General features: G+C 69.9%; 10 protein-coding genes. 7 read left to right on the plus strand and 3 right to left on the minus strand.

Going from position 1 to position 12,446, the window contains the following annotated elements; genetic code table 11:
* Positions 1-18: 18 nt before the first annotated feature.
* A complete protein-coding gene (locus BFN01_RS05325) occupies positions 19-1,899 on the minus strand; it encodes a chorismate-binding protein (RefSeq protein ID WP_071642263.1) in 1,881 nt (626 codons plus the stop codon).
* 278 nt (positions 1,900-2,177) lie between these two features.
* Here BFN01_RS05325 and ispG point away from each other — a divergent pair, with 278 nt between their 5' ends.
* On the plus strand, positions 2,178-3,329 hold the full coding sequence (gene ispG, locus BFN01_RS05330) for a flavodoxin-dependent (E)-4-hydroxy-3-methylbut-2-enyl-diphosphate synthase (protein WP_177243807.1): 1,152 nt from the start codon (positions 2,178-2,180) through the stop codon (positions 3,327-3,329).
* A gap of 15 nt (positions 3,330-3,344) precedes the next feature.
* A complete protein-coding gene (locus BFN01_RS05335; RefSeq protein ID WP_071642267.1) occupies positions 3,345-4,202 on the plus strand; it encodes a hypothetical protein in 858 nt (285 codons plus the stop codon).
* Between the two features lie 242 nt (positions 4,203-4,444).
* On the opposite strand, the gene BFN01_RS05345 is transcribed toward BFN01_RS05335, so the two are convergent.
* On the minus strand, positions 4,445-5,866 hold the full coding sequence (locus BFN01_RS05345) for an RNB domain-containing ribonuclease (RefSeq protein WP_071642271.1): 1,422 nt from the start codon (positions 5,864-5,866) through the stop codon (positions 4,445-4,447).
* A gap of 79 nt (positions 5,867-5,945) precedes the next feature.
* Here BFN01_RS05345 and BFN01_RS05350 point away from each other — a divergent pair, with 79 nt between their 5' ends.
* From BFN01_RS05350 to BFN01_RS05360, 3 genes are read left to right on the plus strand one after another with little or no spacing between them, the layout of a single operon-like run.
* Positions 5,946-6,716, plus strand: a complete 771-nt coding sequence (locus BFN01_RS05350) for an isocitrate lyase/phosphoenolpyruvate mutase family protein (protein WP_071642273.1) — start codon at positions 5,946-5,948, stop codon at positions 6,714-6,716.
* A 43-nt stretch (positions 6,717-6,759) separates the two neighbouring features.
* Positions 6,760-8,514 (plus strand): proline--tRNA ligase, encoded by a 1,755-nt coding sequence (locus tag BFN01_RS05355; RefSeq protein WP_071642275.1) that lies wholly within the window; start codon positions 6,760-6,762, stop codon positions 8,512-8,514.
* Between the two features lie 42 nt (positions 8,515-8,556).
* Entirely contained in the window at positions 8,557-9,606 is a 1,050-nt protein-coding gene (locus BFN01_RS05360; RefSeq protein ID WP_071642278.1) for a TIGR00730 family Rossman fold protein, read from the plus strand.
* Positions 9,607-9,609: 3 nt separating this feature from the next.
* Here BFN01_RS05360 and BFN01_RS05365 read toward each other — a convergent pair whose 3' ends face one another.
* Positions 9,610-10,968, minus strand: a complete 1,359-nt coding sequence (locus BFN01_RS05365) for an NAD(P)/FAD-dependent oxidoreductase (protein ID WP_071642280.1) — start codon at positions 10,966-10,968, stop codon at positions 9,610-9,612.
* Between the two features lie 135 nt (positions 10,969-11,103).
* Between BFN01_RS05365 and nusA the strand changes: the two genes are divergently transcribed.
* Together nusA and BFN01_RS05375 are read left to right on the plus strand one after the other, a co-directional pair.
* Complete coding sequence (nusA, locus tag BFN01_RS05370) at positions 11,104-12,087, plus strand: transcription termination factor NusA (protein ID WP_071642282.1); 984 nt, start codon at positions 11,104-11,106, stop codon at positions 12,085-12,087.
* A 60-nt stretch (positions 12,088-12,147) separates the two neighbouring features.
* Entirely contained in the window at positions 12,148-12,420 is a 273-nt protein-coding gene (locus tag BFN01_RS05375; protein WP_071642285.1) for a YlxR family protein, read from the plus strand.
* The last annotated feature ends 26 nt before the right edge of the window (positions 12,421-12,446 follow it).

Here is a 12,446-nt window from a genome sequence, read left to right on the forward strand (position 1 = left end):
GGCTGTGCCGGGCCGACGTCAGGCGAGGGCGTGGGCGATGAGCCGCTCGAGCGTCTCCAGGCCGTCGCGCGACAGGATCGACTCGAGGTGCCCCTGCACCGACGCGAAACGCTCGCCGCGCAGCGCGTAGACGTCGCCGCTGCGGGCATCCGCCGACACCTCGGCATCCGGCACAGCCGTCGTACCCGGCGCGACCCGCGCGGTGAAGGTGTTGTAGAAGCCGACCGACGCCTCCCGCCCGAAGACCGGAACCGTCTTCTGCACGCCCTGATGCGGCGCGGCAAGCGGAACCAGGTCGATGCCGAGCCGGTCGGCGAGGATCTGATGGCTCAAGCACACCGCGAGCAGCGGTGCACGCGCGTCGCGGCGACGGGAGACGACCTGCTGCATCCGCGCGATGCGCGGCGACGCGGCGTCGCGCGGATCGCCCGGCCCGGGACCCGCGACGACGAGGTCTGCGGCGTCGATGGCGCTGTCGGTCACGGCGTCCCAGGCGGCGATCTCGACGTCGAGGCCCAGATGGCGCAGCTGGTGCGCGAGCATGGTGGTGAAGCGGTCCTCCGCGTCGACGACCAGCGCGCTGCGGCCCGCGAAGCGGCCGCTCGGGTGGGTGTCCTGCGGCTGCATCCAGAAGTCCGCGAGGCGGGTGTTGCGGGATGCCAGGAGAGCGGCGATCTCGGGGTCGTCGGCCAGCCGAGCCTCGCCCGGCGCGTCGTCGTCTCTCGCCTCGGCAGCGGTGTCCCGCTCGATGGCGCCGATGGCGCCCAGCACGCCGGCTGCCTTGCCGTGCGTCTCGCTGACCTCGCCGTGCGGATCGGAGTGGCGCACCAGGGTCGCACCGACGGGCACGCGCAGCCGACCGTCGCCGAGGTAGACGGTGCGGATGAGGATCGGCGCGTCCAGGTCGTGTCCGCCCTCGGCGTTCGGGGTGAACAGCGCGGCGACGCCCGAGTAGTAGCCGCGCGGGGACCGCTCGTGCCTGCGGATCACCGCGCACGCGTTCTGCATGGGCGATCCGGTGACAGTGGGGGCGAACATCGTCTCGCGCAGGATGTCGCGCGGATCCAGTCGGCTGCGCCCCCGCAGCATGTACTCGGTGTGGGTGAGCCTCGACATCTCCTTCAGATGCGGTCCGGTGATGCGGCCGCCGTCCGAACAGACCTGGCTCATCATCTTCAGCTCTTCGTCGACGACCATGAACAGCTCCTCGGTCTCCTTGGTGGAGGAGAGGAACTCGGTCAGCGACTCGCGGGTCGCGCCGCCCGCCGGGTGGCGGAAGGTGCCCGAGATGGGATTCATCGTCACGACGCCGTGGCGCGCGACGACGTGTGCTTCGGGGCTGGCGCCGACGGCGATGTGCCCGGGGGTGATGACGGCGAACGTCCAGTACGCGCCGCGCTCGTGCGCGAGCAGCGCGCGGAACCAGGTGAGCGCGGCGGTGCGGTCGTCGGCGTCGAACGTCGCGCGGTAGTCGCGACGGATCACGAAGTTCGCGCCCTCGCCGCGACCGATCTCGTCGACGATGACGCGCTCGACGATCTCGGCGTACTCCTCGTCGGAGATGTCGAACCCGCCGTCGCTCAGCGGGATCGGGGCCTGGGGCAGAGCGTTCATCAGCCCGTCCGGGGCGAGCGTCAGATGCTCGGTGACGAGCAGGCAGCGCAGGGGAGTGCCATCGTCGTGCGCCTCGAATCCGCGCTCGCGCACCTGGTGATACGGCACCATGGCGAACACCTCGCGGGCGCCGTCTGGACCGGCGAGCGGGATGTCGGCCAGACGGGCCACATCGACGATGTCTCCGGTGAGCAGGTCGATGCCGCCCTCACGGGCGATCAGCACGAACGACGCATCGTGGTCGGCCGTGAGCTCTGCCAGTCGGGTGAGCGGAACTGCGGTCATCGGTGTCTCCTCGGTCGGGGATCCGGTGCGGGCAAGAAAAAGACCGCCCCGGAAGGCGGTCTGATCTCGTGGGTACGCGAATCACCGCCTAGTAGGCGGGCCACCAGGTGCGGGTCGCGGACATACCGTGAAATTAGCACATCGCAAGGTGCGTGATCCGGCGCGTGACGGACCGGACCGCCCTTCGTCGGCTCAGAAGGGTGGGGGTGCACACGACGATCGGACACGGAGCAGCCGACATCCAGCCGACCCCGATCGGGCGGCGGTAGCCTTGACGGGTGCCTGCAGTGAATCTTGGGATGCCGCGCGTCCCCGAAGTCCTCGCCCCACGTCGCAAGTCCCGCCAGATCCGGGTCGGCAAGGTGCTCGTCGGCGGTGACGCTCCCGTCAGCGTCCAGTCGATGACGACGACGAAGACGACCGACATCAACGGCACGCTGCAGCAGATCGCCGAGCTCACGGCATCCGGCTGCGAGATCGTCCGCGTGGCGGTGCCCTCGCAGGATGACGCCGACGTGCTGCACATCATCGCGAAGAAGAGCCAGATCCCGGTGATCGCCGACATCCACTTCCAGCCGAAGTACGTCTTCCAGGCGATCGACGCCGGCTGCGGCGCAGTCCGCGTCAATCCCGGCAACATCCGCAAGTTCGACGACCAGGTGGGTGCGATCGCCGCTGCGGCGAAGGCTGCGGGCGTGTCGCTGCGCATCGGCGTGAACGCCGGCTCGCTCGATCCGCGCCTGCTGCAGAAGTACGGCAAGGCGACGCCCGAGGCTCTCGTGGAGAGCGCCGTCTGGGAGGCATCGCTGTTCGAGGAGCACGACTTCCACGACTTCAAGATCTCGGTCAAGCACAACGACCCGGTCGTCATGGTGAAGGCCTACCGTCAGCTCGCCGAACGAGGTGACTGGCCGCTGCACCTCGGGGTCACCGAGGCGGGTCCTGCCTTCCAGGGCACCATCAAGAGCGCCACGGCGTTCGGCATCCTGCTGGGCGAGGGCATCGGCGACACGATCCGCGTCTCGCTGTCGGCGCCGCCGGCCGAAGAGGTCAAGGTCGGGCACCAGATCCTGCAGTCGCTGAACCTGCGAGAGCGCAAGCTCGAGATCGTCTCCTGCCCCTCGTGCGGTCGCGCCCAGGTCGACGTGTACACCCTCGCGGACGACGTCACCGAAGGCCTGAAGGACATGACGGTGCCGCTGCGCGTCGCCGTGATGGGCTGTGTCGTGAATGGTCCGGGCGAGGCGCGCGAGGCCGATCTCGGTGTCGCATCGGGCAACGGCAAGGGTCAGATCTTCGTCAAGGGAGAGGTCATCAAGACCGTGCCCGAGGCCGACATCGTCGCCACCCTCATCGAAGAGGCGAATCGCATCGCCGCCGAGATGGGCTCCGATGCCCCGCTCGGCACCGCCCAGGTCATCACCGGCTGACCCGACAGGAAGTCCATGCAGTCGACGCGTGTCTCGTTCCCCGATGGCGCACTGAGCGGCGACGGCGAGGTGCTGCTCGTCGATCAGGCCGCCTCGATCGTCGTGGTCGACACGACCCCGTTCCATCCGGTCGATCACACCTGGCCCGACCAGCCGGGCGACTCCGGCGGCATCACCGTCGGTGACGTGCAGCTGCGCGTCGCCGAGGCCGTCATGGCCGCCATCAGCGACGAAGGGGCGCTGGCCGTCGGGTCCGACATTCCCGTCAAGCGCGGCGGCGAGGGCTGGACGTGGATGGTCGGCCATCGGACCGAGGGCGCGATTCCCGCGGGCATCGCTGTCGGCGCTCGGGTCACCCTGACCGTGGATGCCGATCACCGGCACGCTCTGAGCAGAGGGCACACCGCGTGCCATCTGGCATCCCTCGCCCTCGACGCGGCGCTCGCCGACCTGTGGCGCAAGCAGATCGGCACCGACCCGCTCGGCAGTCCCGACTTCGAGGGCAGGGCCAACCAGTCCAGCCGCATCCACGCCGACGGGAGCGTCGACGAGTACCGCCTGGGCAAGAGCCTGCGCAAGGCCGGCTTCGATTCCGAGGGATTCGCCGCCACGCTCGACCAGCGTGAGACGCGGATCAACGAGATCCTCGCGGGTTGGGTCGCCTCGGCAGGGGAGAGCCGCATCGAGGTCGAGGGCCCGAGCATCATCGATCGCCGCACCTGGCGCTGCACCCTGCCCGAGGGTGAGGTCGGCTTCCTCTGCGGGGGAACGCACGTGCGCTCACTGGCGGAGTTCGCGTCGATCTCGGTGTCGCTCGATCTCCGCGATCCGCAGCTGCTCGTCATGACGACGACGGCGGTTCCCGCCCCCTGAACCGGGCGGTCTGCGACCACGCGCAGAACGCGCCGAGGGCGGGCGCGCGAATCCTCCTCCCCGGGTGGGCCCAGATGGCCGCATCGGGCGCGCGGAGGCGGCCGAACGGGACCAGCCGGACTCTGCGCACGCGGCACCGCCGGCTCCTGCGCACGCGGCTCCGCCGGCTCCTGCGCACGCGGCTCCGCCGGCTCCTGCGCACGCGGCTCCGCCGGTCTTGACGGTCAGCTCGTGCGCACAGCTCAGGCGGCGAACTCCACCGCGCCATCCGTGACGTCGGCAGCCACCAGACGCAGTCGCACCGACGAGCCGGGCGCCGTCCCGGCCGGCACGGGTGCGGTCGCCGTCACCGCCGGATGAGCGATCTGCACGGCCGCGCGATCCTCGCCGCGCAGCTCGATGACGGTCGCCTCGATCGTCTGACCGATGAGCGGCTGCAGCAGCGCGGCCTCGACCCGGTTGATCGTCTCGGCACCCAGCGTCGACGCCCGCTGTGCCGACTGCTGCATAAGGCCCGGCAGCTCGGCAAGCGATTCGCGTGCCCACTCCGGTGCGGGGCGGCCTTCCGACACCGCGAGGCAGATCGCCAGCGACCACCGGTCGACCAGGCGACGCAGCGGAGCCGTGGCATGGGCGTAGGGCGCGCCGATCGCGGCCTGCGAGAGATCGCCTGCGGGCAGCTCGCCGTCGAACGTGACGTAACCCGCCCCGCGGAACAGCGATGCCGCGGCCTCGAGCACCGGCAGAGTGAGCGGATCGGCCTTGTCGAGTGCGCGCAGGTACTCGCCGTACCGACCGGAGATCCACGGCCGACCGAGGGCCTGAGTCTGTCGCCGGAAGCGCTCGAACGCGGCGTCGTCGGGCTGGGGCATGGTGCGCAGCACGCCGACCTTCGCATCGATCATCAGCTCGGCCGCGGCCATGCCGGTCATGAGAGACAGCTGCGCGTTCCAGTCCTCGATCTGCAGCGGATGGCGGCGCTCGATGTCGTAGTGGCCATCTGTGCGCAGCACGACCTCCTCATCGGGGAGGTTCAGGCTCGCGCCGCCGCGCTCGGCCTCGCGCGCACGGCGCAGCTCGCCGATCTCGCGCAGCAGCGCCAGATGCTCGTCCTCACCTCGGTCTGCGGATGCCTGTGCCGAGACGTACTCCAGCTGCGCGCGCGAGCGGATCAGCGCGCGCTCGAGTCGGAAATCCGTCCTCGAGCCCTCGGCGTCGAGCGAGAACGTCCAGACGAGCGCCGGGCGCTCGGCATCCGGAAGCAGCGACGCGCGATCCTCCGACAGCACCCGGGGATGCAGCGGGATGTTCCCGTCGGCGAGGTAGAGGGTCTGTCCGCGCAGGCGGGCCTGGGCGTCGACAGCGCCTTCGGGAGTCACGAAGCCGGGCACGTCGGCGATCGCGTACCGCACCCGATACCCCGACCCTGCGCGGGCGAGATGGAACGCCTGATCGAGATCCTTCGAGCCGAGCGGGTCGAGAGTGACGAACGGCACGTCGCGCAGATCCAGGCCCGGCGTCGCCGCGCTCGCAGCCTGCGCCTCCGCGATCGCCTCGGGCGGGAACTCGACGGGCGCCTCGATCCCCTCACGCAGTGTGGCCAGCACCTCGGCGAGCTGGCTCTGCGCGGCGGAGGACGAGACGTGGGATCGACGCTGAGGCATGCTCCCACCCTACGCACGGCCCCGCGCAACCTCGGGTAACAGCGGCCCCGCACCGGCGCACGCGCATTAGCGTGAGGGCATGACGAACGCTGACAAAGCCCGCACCCTCATCGAACTCTACGAAGCGCCGGAGATCCTGCGCGTGGTCAATATCTGGGACGTCGTCTCGGCGAAGGCGATCGCCGCGCTGCCCGAGACCACGGCCCTCGCGACCGCGGGCCACTCGATCGCGGCGACCTTCGGCTACGCCGACGGGCAGATCCCGCGCGACATCATGATCGACTTCGTCGGTCGCATCGCCGCGGGCGTCGACCTCCCGGTCACTGCAGACCTGGACGACGGCTACGACGACGCCGGTGAGACCACCCGGCTCGCGATCGGCGTCGGTGTCGTCGGCGCCAACATCGAGGACCGCCTGGCGCCGTTCGAAGAATCCGTGGCCAAGGTCGAGGCGATCGTCAAGGCAGCCGAGGCGGAGGGCGTGCCGTTCGCGCTCAATGCACGCACCGACGCCATCGTCCGCGGCGGCGACAAGCCGCTCGCCGACAAGCTGTCGGATGCCGTGGCGCGGGGCCGCGCATTCATCGAGGCCGGCGCCACCGCCGTCTTCGTGCCCGGCGTGCTCGACGCCGACGCCACCCGCACCCTCGTCGACGGGATCGGGCGCAACAAGGTCAGCGTCATCGGACTGCCGGGCGCGCTCACCGCAGCCGAGTACGAGGCGCTGGGCGTCTCGCGCATCTCGTACGGGCCCACCACGCAGCGGGTCGCGCTCACCGCTCTGCAGGACCTCGCCACCGACCTGTACGCCAACGGCGTGATCCCCGAGGGCACCCGCGCCCTGAACTGAGTGACCGCCGGGACGGGTGACCGCGGGTCACTACACTTGACCCGTGGTCACTCGTCTCTCGAACTTCTTCCTCCGCACGCTCCGTGAAGACCCGGCCGGCGCCGAAGTCGCCAGCCACCGTCTGCTGATCCGGGCCGGCTACATCCGCCCGCAGGCGGCGGGCATCTTCGCGTGGCTGCCGCTGGGCCTGAGGGTGAAGGCGAAGATCGAGACGGTGATCCGCGAAGAGATGGCTGCGGCCGGCGCCCAGGAGGTGCACTTCCCCGCGCTCATGCCGCGCGAGGCGTACGAGGCCACCGGTCGGTGGGACGAGTACGGCGATCTGCTGTTCCGTCTGCAGGACCGCAAGGGCGGCGACTATCTGCTCGCCCCCACCCACGAAGAGGCGTTCACCCTGCTCGTGAAAGACCTGTACTCCTCGTACAAGGACCTCCCCCTGACGATCTATCAGATCCAGGACAAGTACCGTGACGAGGCCCGGCCGCGCGCCGGCCTGCTGCGCGGTCGCGAGTTCACGATGAAGGACGCCTACTCGTTCGACGCGTCCGATGAGGGGCTCGACGCCAGCTACATGGCCCAGCGCGATGCGTACGAGCGCATCTTCCAGCGACTCGGCCTCGAGTACGCGATCGTGCAGGCCGACGCCGGCGCGATGGGCGGCTCGCGCAGCGAGGAGTTCCTGCACCCGACACCGGTGGGCGAGGACACCTTCGTGCGCAGCGAAGGCGGCTACGCGGCCAACGTCGAGGCCTACACCACCACCGCTCCGGAGGCCGTCGGCTGGGAGGGTGTGCAGCCGGCGACCATCTTCGACTCTCCGGACACCCCCACCATCGACACGCTCGTCGCGCACTGCAATGCGGTGCTCGACGGCGAGTACACCGCGGCCGACACGCTGAAGAACGTCGTGCTCGCCCTCACGCACCTCGACGGCTCACGGGAACTGGTGGTCGTCGGCATCCCCGGCGACCGCGACGTCGATCTCAAGCGCGCCGAGGTGGCGTTCGCGCCGGCCGAGGTCGAGGCGGCGACGGATGCCGACTTCGAGCGGCATCCGCTGCTCGTGCGCGGCTACATCGGCCCGTGGTCCGAGACCGGGCCGGTGCTCGGTGAGGAGTCCGCGACGGGCATCCGGTACCTCGTCGACCCCCGGGTGGCCGACGGCACCCGATGGATCACCGGCGCCAACATCGACCAGAAGCACGCGCACACGGTCGTCGCCGGGCGCGACTTCACCGCCGACGGCACCGTGGAGATCGCGAACGTCCGCGACGGCGACCCCGCACCCGACGGCTCCGGTCCGGTGTCGCTTGCCCGCGGGATGGAGATCGGGCACGTCTTCCAGCTCGGGCGGAAGTACGCCGAGGCGCTCGGGCTGAAGGTGCTCGACCAGAACGGCAAGCTCGTCACGGTGACGATGGGCTCGTACGGCATCGGCGTCACGCGCATCCTGGCGATCATCGCCGAGCTGAACAACGACGAGCGGGGCCTGATCTGGCCCGCGTCCGTCGCCCCGTTCGACGTCCAGGTCGTCGCGGCTGGACGCGACCAGGTCGCGTTCGACGTCGCGGAGCGCATCTCGAACCAGCTCGAGACGGCCCACCTCGACGTGCTCTACGACGATCGCGTGAAGGTGTCGCCCGGAGTGAAGTTCGGCGATGCCGAGCTCGTCGGAGTGCCCAAGATCGTGATCGTCGGTCGAGGCGCCGCGGAGGGCCAGGTGGAGCTCTGGGACCGCGCCACCGGCGAGCGGGAGTCGCTCTCCGCCGACGAGGTCGTCTCGCGACTCACCCGCTGAGCTGTCGCGGCCGCCCGTGGGCGGCTGTGACAGGGTGGAGGCATGACGGATGCCACGCTGAACGACGATCTGCGCCACGAGCTCACCGCGCTTCTCGACAAGGCAGGCATCCGTGCGGAGCGAGGGCTCATCACGCGCCTGCTGCAGACCTCGCTGTCGCTCGGCGTCGAGAACACCGACCGTCTCGATCTGAAGATCGCCTCGGCGGCGCTGCAGGAGATGCACCAGGCGTTCCTGCTGTTCCAGCCCTTCCACCACGTGCCGAAGGTGACGGTCTTCGGATCGGCGCGCACCGCCGAGGACGACCCGCTCTACCTGCAGGCGCGAGATGTCGCGTCGGCACTGGCCGATGACGGGTGGATGGTGGTGACGGGGGCCGGGCCGGGGATCATGCAGGCGGCGGCCGAGGGAGCGGGGTCGAAGATGTCGCTCGGCGTGTCGATCCGGCTGCCGTTCGAGGAGCGCGCGAACACGATCGTCGCGGAGAGCACGCAGGTCGTCTCGATGAAGTACTTCTTCACCCGCAAGCTGATGCTCATCAAGGAGTCACGCGGCTTCATCTGTCTGCCGGGCGGGTTCGGCACGATGGATGAGATGTTCGAGCTGCTCACCCTGCAGCAGACCGGCAAGGCGGAGCCGACGCCGATCGTGCTGCTGGATGCCCCGAAGGGCACCTTCTGGAGCGGGTTGCGGCGCTTCGTCGACGAGTACCTCACCCCGGCAGGGGTGATCTCGCCGCACGACCTCGACCGCGTGCTGATCACCGATTCGGTGGAGGAGGCGGCGGCCAGCGTCACCGGCTTCTGGAGCAACTACGACTCGCTTCGCTGGGTCGACGACGTGCTGGTGCTGCGGCTGGTGCACGCGCCGACGGATGCCGAGATCGAGAGCCTCAACGAGCGGTTCGGGCACATGTGCGCCTCCGGCCGCATCGAGCGCACCGGGCCGCTCGATGTCGAGCGCGCAGCCGGGGACGTCGTCGAGCTGCCTCGCCTGGCGTTGAACCTCGAGCAGCGCAGCGTCGGTCAGCTCTACGCCCTCATCCGAGCGATCAACGACCTGCCCTCCGCGGGCGGATCCTCCGCGGGCTGATCCTCAGCCGGTCGCCGTTCGCTGTTCGCGCTCGACGATGGCCGCGGCGAACGCCGCCCGATCGACCGGGTGCGCGAGGATGCTCTCCGCCGTCCGGTGCCCTGATGCGTACGCACCACCCACGGTGGCCGGCTCCTCGCCCCAGGTCGCCTCGCCGGCGAACCGGAGCCCGCCGTGGAACGGCCCCGCGAGCGCGTCGTGGTCGCCGTGGGTGGCGCCGATCGGCAGGTGCGAGTACGAACCGCGGGAGTGCGGGTCGTCTCCCCAGCGGGTGACCCACGACGCGATGGGATCGCGCACGGCGTCGCCGTACAGCCCGCGCAGCGCGTGCACGATGTCTGCCACGACCTCGGCATCCGGCAGGCTCTGCATGCGGCGGCCGAGCGGGCCGGCCGCGAAGGTGAGCAGAGTCGGGATGCCGCTGATCGCGGAGACGTCGTACCAGGAATGCCACCGTTCACCGCTCTCGCCGAGTGCGCGGATCACGTACGTCTCGTCGCCCCAGAAGCGCTCCGGGAACTGCACGAAGACCTTGTTGAACACCCCCATCCCCAGACGTGCGATGCTCTCGCCCGCCCGTTGCGGAAGCGGCGGGTCGAATCGGATCGTGTCCGCCTGCAGCACTCCGAGCGGCACGGTGATCACCACGTCGTCGGCGGCGAACCCGCCGGCATCCCCGCGCACGAGCCATCCCTCAGCCGTCCGCTCGACGCCGTGCACGGTGTGCGCGAGACGCACGTCGACACCGGCGGCGACGCGGTGCGGCAGCTCGTCGTAGCCGCGCGGGAAGATGACCTCGTCGCCGTCGATCGCGTCCTCGTCGAGGCCGTGCGCGTCGAGGTCGCCGATCCACGCCCCGCACTGCTCCTCGACGCGATGGCGGAAGAACTCCCTGATCTCGTCGACCCGTCCCGCGGCGAGTCCGCATGCAGCCAGCGCCCGTTCGGTGACGTCGAGGTAGCTCTCGCCGGGGGAGGAGCGCGCGATCACGTCGACCAGCTGCCGGTCCACCGCTTCCACATCGGCCACCCACTGCGCGGCCTCCACGGCTGTCATCCGCTCGCCCGAGCCGTCGAAGTGCTCCATCGGCCGCCCGCCGACCTGGAAGCTGCCCACCGTGAACTCCCTTGTCGGGATCCCCAGCGCCTGCACGAGCTGGAACAGCGCTGAATCACGGATGCCGTGGATCCAGGAGGCGCCGAGGTCGACGGGGAATCCCGCGCCGCGGTCGGTCGACATCCGACCGCCGATCCGGTCGCGTGCCTCGAGCACGACCACCGTGCGGCCGGCATCCGCGAGCATCCGCGCGCACGTGAGACCAGCCATCCCGGCACCGACGACGACCGTGTCGAATCGCTCCATGGCTCTCAGTATCGCGTGCCTCGGCCCCGTGCCACGAACGACCGGCTCATCGTCGAGCCAGGGCGGATCGGGTATTCTTATCTGATGTCCGCGGAGCGTCTGTCCGCGGTGAGAGCTGAATAGAGGAGACCGCTGATGGATATCGAACTCGCACTGCTGCGCGGAATCGAGAAGGAGAAGGCGATTCCCTTCGACGAACTCGTGTCGATCATCGAGCAGGCCATCCTCACCGCCTACGGCAAGCACATCTCGGAAGACGGAGCCGTACCGGCCGGCGTGCGCGTGGAACTCGACCGCAAGACCGGCCACGTCGCCGTGCTGCAGCCCGTCACCGACGAGGAGGACGCGATCATCGGCGAGGAGGAGGTCGTGACCGAGAACTTCGGCCGCATCGCCGCCTACGCGGCCAAGCAGGTGATCAGCCAGCGTCTGCGCGACATCGCCGACGACGCCGTGCTCGGAGAGTTCCGCGGCAAGGAGGGCGACATCGTCGCCGGCGTCATCCAGCAGGGTCCCAACCCCCGCATGATCCACGTCGACCTCGGCACCGTCGAGGCGATCCTCCCGCCCGAAGAGCAGGTTCCGGGGGAGGACTACTCCCACGGACGTCGCCTGCGCGTGTACGTGACCAGCGTCGCCAAGGGCGCCAAGGGCCCGCAGATCACCGTCTCTCGCACCCACCCGGGTCTCGTGCGCAAGCTGTTCGCGCTCGAGGTTCCCGAGATCGCCGGCGGCCTCGTCGAGATCGTGTCGCTGGCCCGCGAGGCCGGGCACCGCACGAAGATCGCCGTCAAGGCGAACGACCCGTCGGTGAACGCCAAGGGATCGTGCATCGGCGAGATGGGTCGCCGCGTCCGTGCGGTGACCGAGGAGCTCGCGGGGGAGAAGATCGACATCGTCGACCACCACCCCGATCTCGCCACCTTCGTCGCGCACGCGCTGTCGCCCGCGAAGGTGACCTCGTCGTTCGTCCTGGACGCGAGCACCAAGGCCGTGCGCGCCCTGGTGCCCGACTACCAGCTGTCGCTCGCCATCGGCAAGGAGGGCCAGAACGCCCGTCTCGCGGCCAAGCTCACCGGTGCGAAGATCGACATCCAGCCCGACAGCGTCATGGAGTGAGCGGCGTCGACCTGCTCGCCCGCGGTGCGGCGGGCATCGCTCGATGCGCCGAGGTGTAAGATGGACACTGTACGAACGTGCGTAGGTTGTCGCGGTCGTGCCTCTCGATCCGCCCTGATCAGGGTGGTCGTGCAGAACGACCGGCTCGTCGTCGACGAGCGGGCCGCTCTGCCGGGTAGGGGCGCGTGGCTGCATCCGTCGCTCGAGTGCCTCGACACCGCTCTGCGGCGACGGGCCTTCGCACGAGCACTCCGCGTGCCGCCGTCCATCGGATTCCCCGAGGCGGAGGACGCGCAGACCATCCAACGGCACTTCCACCGGAACAAAGGCTGAACGGCTATGGAAACAAAGTGAACGGC

The sequence above is a fragment of the Microbacterium sp. AR7-10 genome (genome assembly GCF_001878835.1).
Taxonomy (GTDB): Bacteria; Actinomycetota; Actinomycetes; order Actinomycetales; family Microbacteriaceae; genus Microbacterium; species Microbacterium commune.

Excerpts from the sequence above, each read along its gene's own strand:
- BFN01_RS05325 (WP_071642263.1), bottom strand. The coding sequence starts at position 1,899 with ATGACCGCAGTTCCGCTCACCCGACTGGCAGAGCTCACGGCCGACCAC.
- BFN01_RS05375 (WP_071642285.1), top strand. The coding sequence starts at position 12,148 with ATGGACACTGTACGAACGTGCGTAGGTTGTCGCGGTCGTGCCTCTCGA.
- BFN01_RS05335 (WP_071642267.1), top strand. The coding sequence starts at position 3,345 with ATGCAGTCGACGCGTGTCTCGTTCCCCGATGGCGCACTGAGCGGCGAC.
- BFN01_RS05350 (WP_071642273.1), top strand. The coding sequence starts at position 5,946 with ATGACGAACGCTGACAAAGCCCGCACCCTCATCGAACTCTACGAAGCG.
- BFN01_RS05360 (WP_071642278.1), top strand. The coding sequence starts at position 8,557 with ATGACGGATGCCACGCTGAACGACGATCTGCGCCACGAGCTCACCGCG.
- BFN01_RS05365 (WP_071642280.1), bottom strand. The coding sequence starts at position 10,968 with ATGGAGCGATTCGACACGGTCGTCGTCGGTGCCGGGATGGCTGGTCTC.
- nusA (WP_071642282.1), top strand. The coding sequence starts at position 11,104 with ATGGATATCGAACTCGCACTGCTGCGCGGAATCGAGAAGGAGAAGGCG.
- BFN01_RS05345 (WP_071642271.1), bottom strand. The coding sequence starts at position 5,866 with ATGCCTCAGCGTCGATCCCACGTCTCGTCCTCCGCCGCGCAGAGCCAG.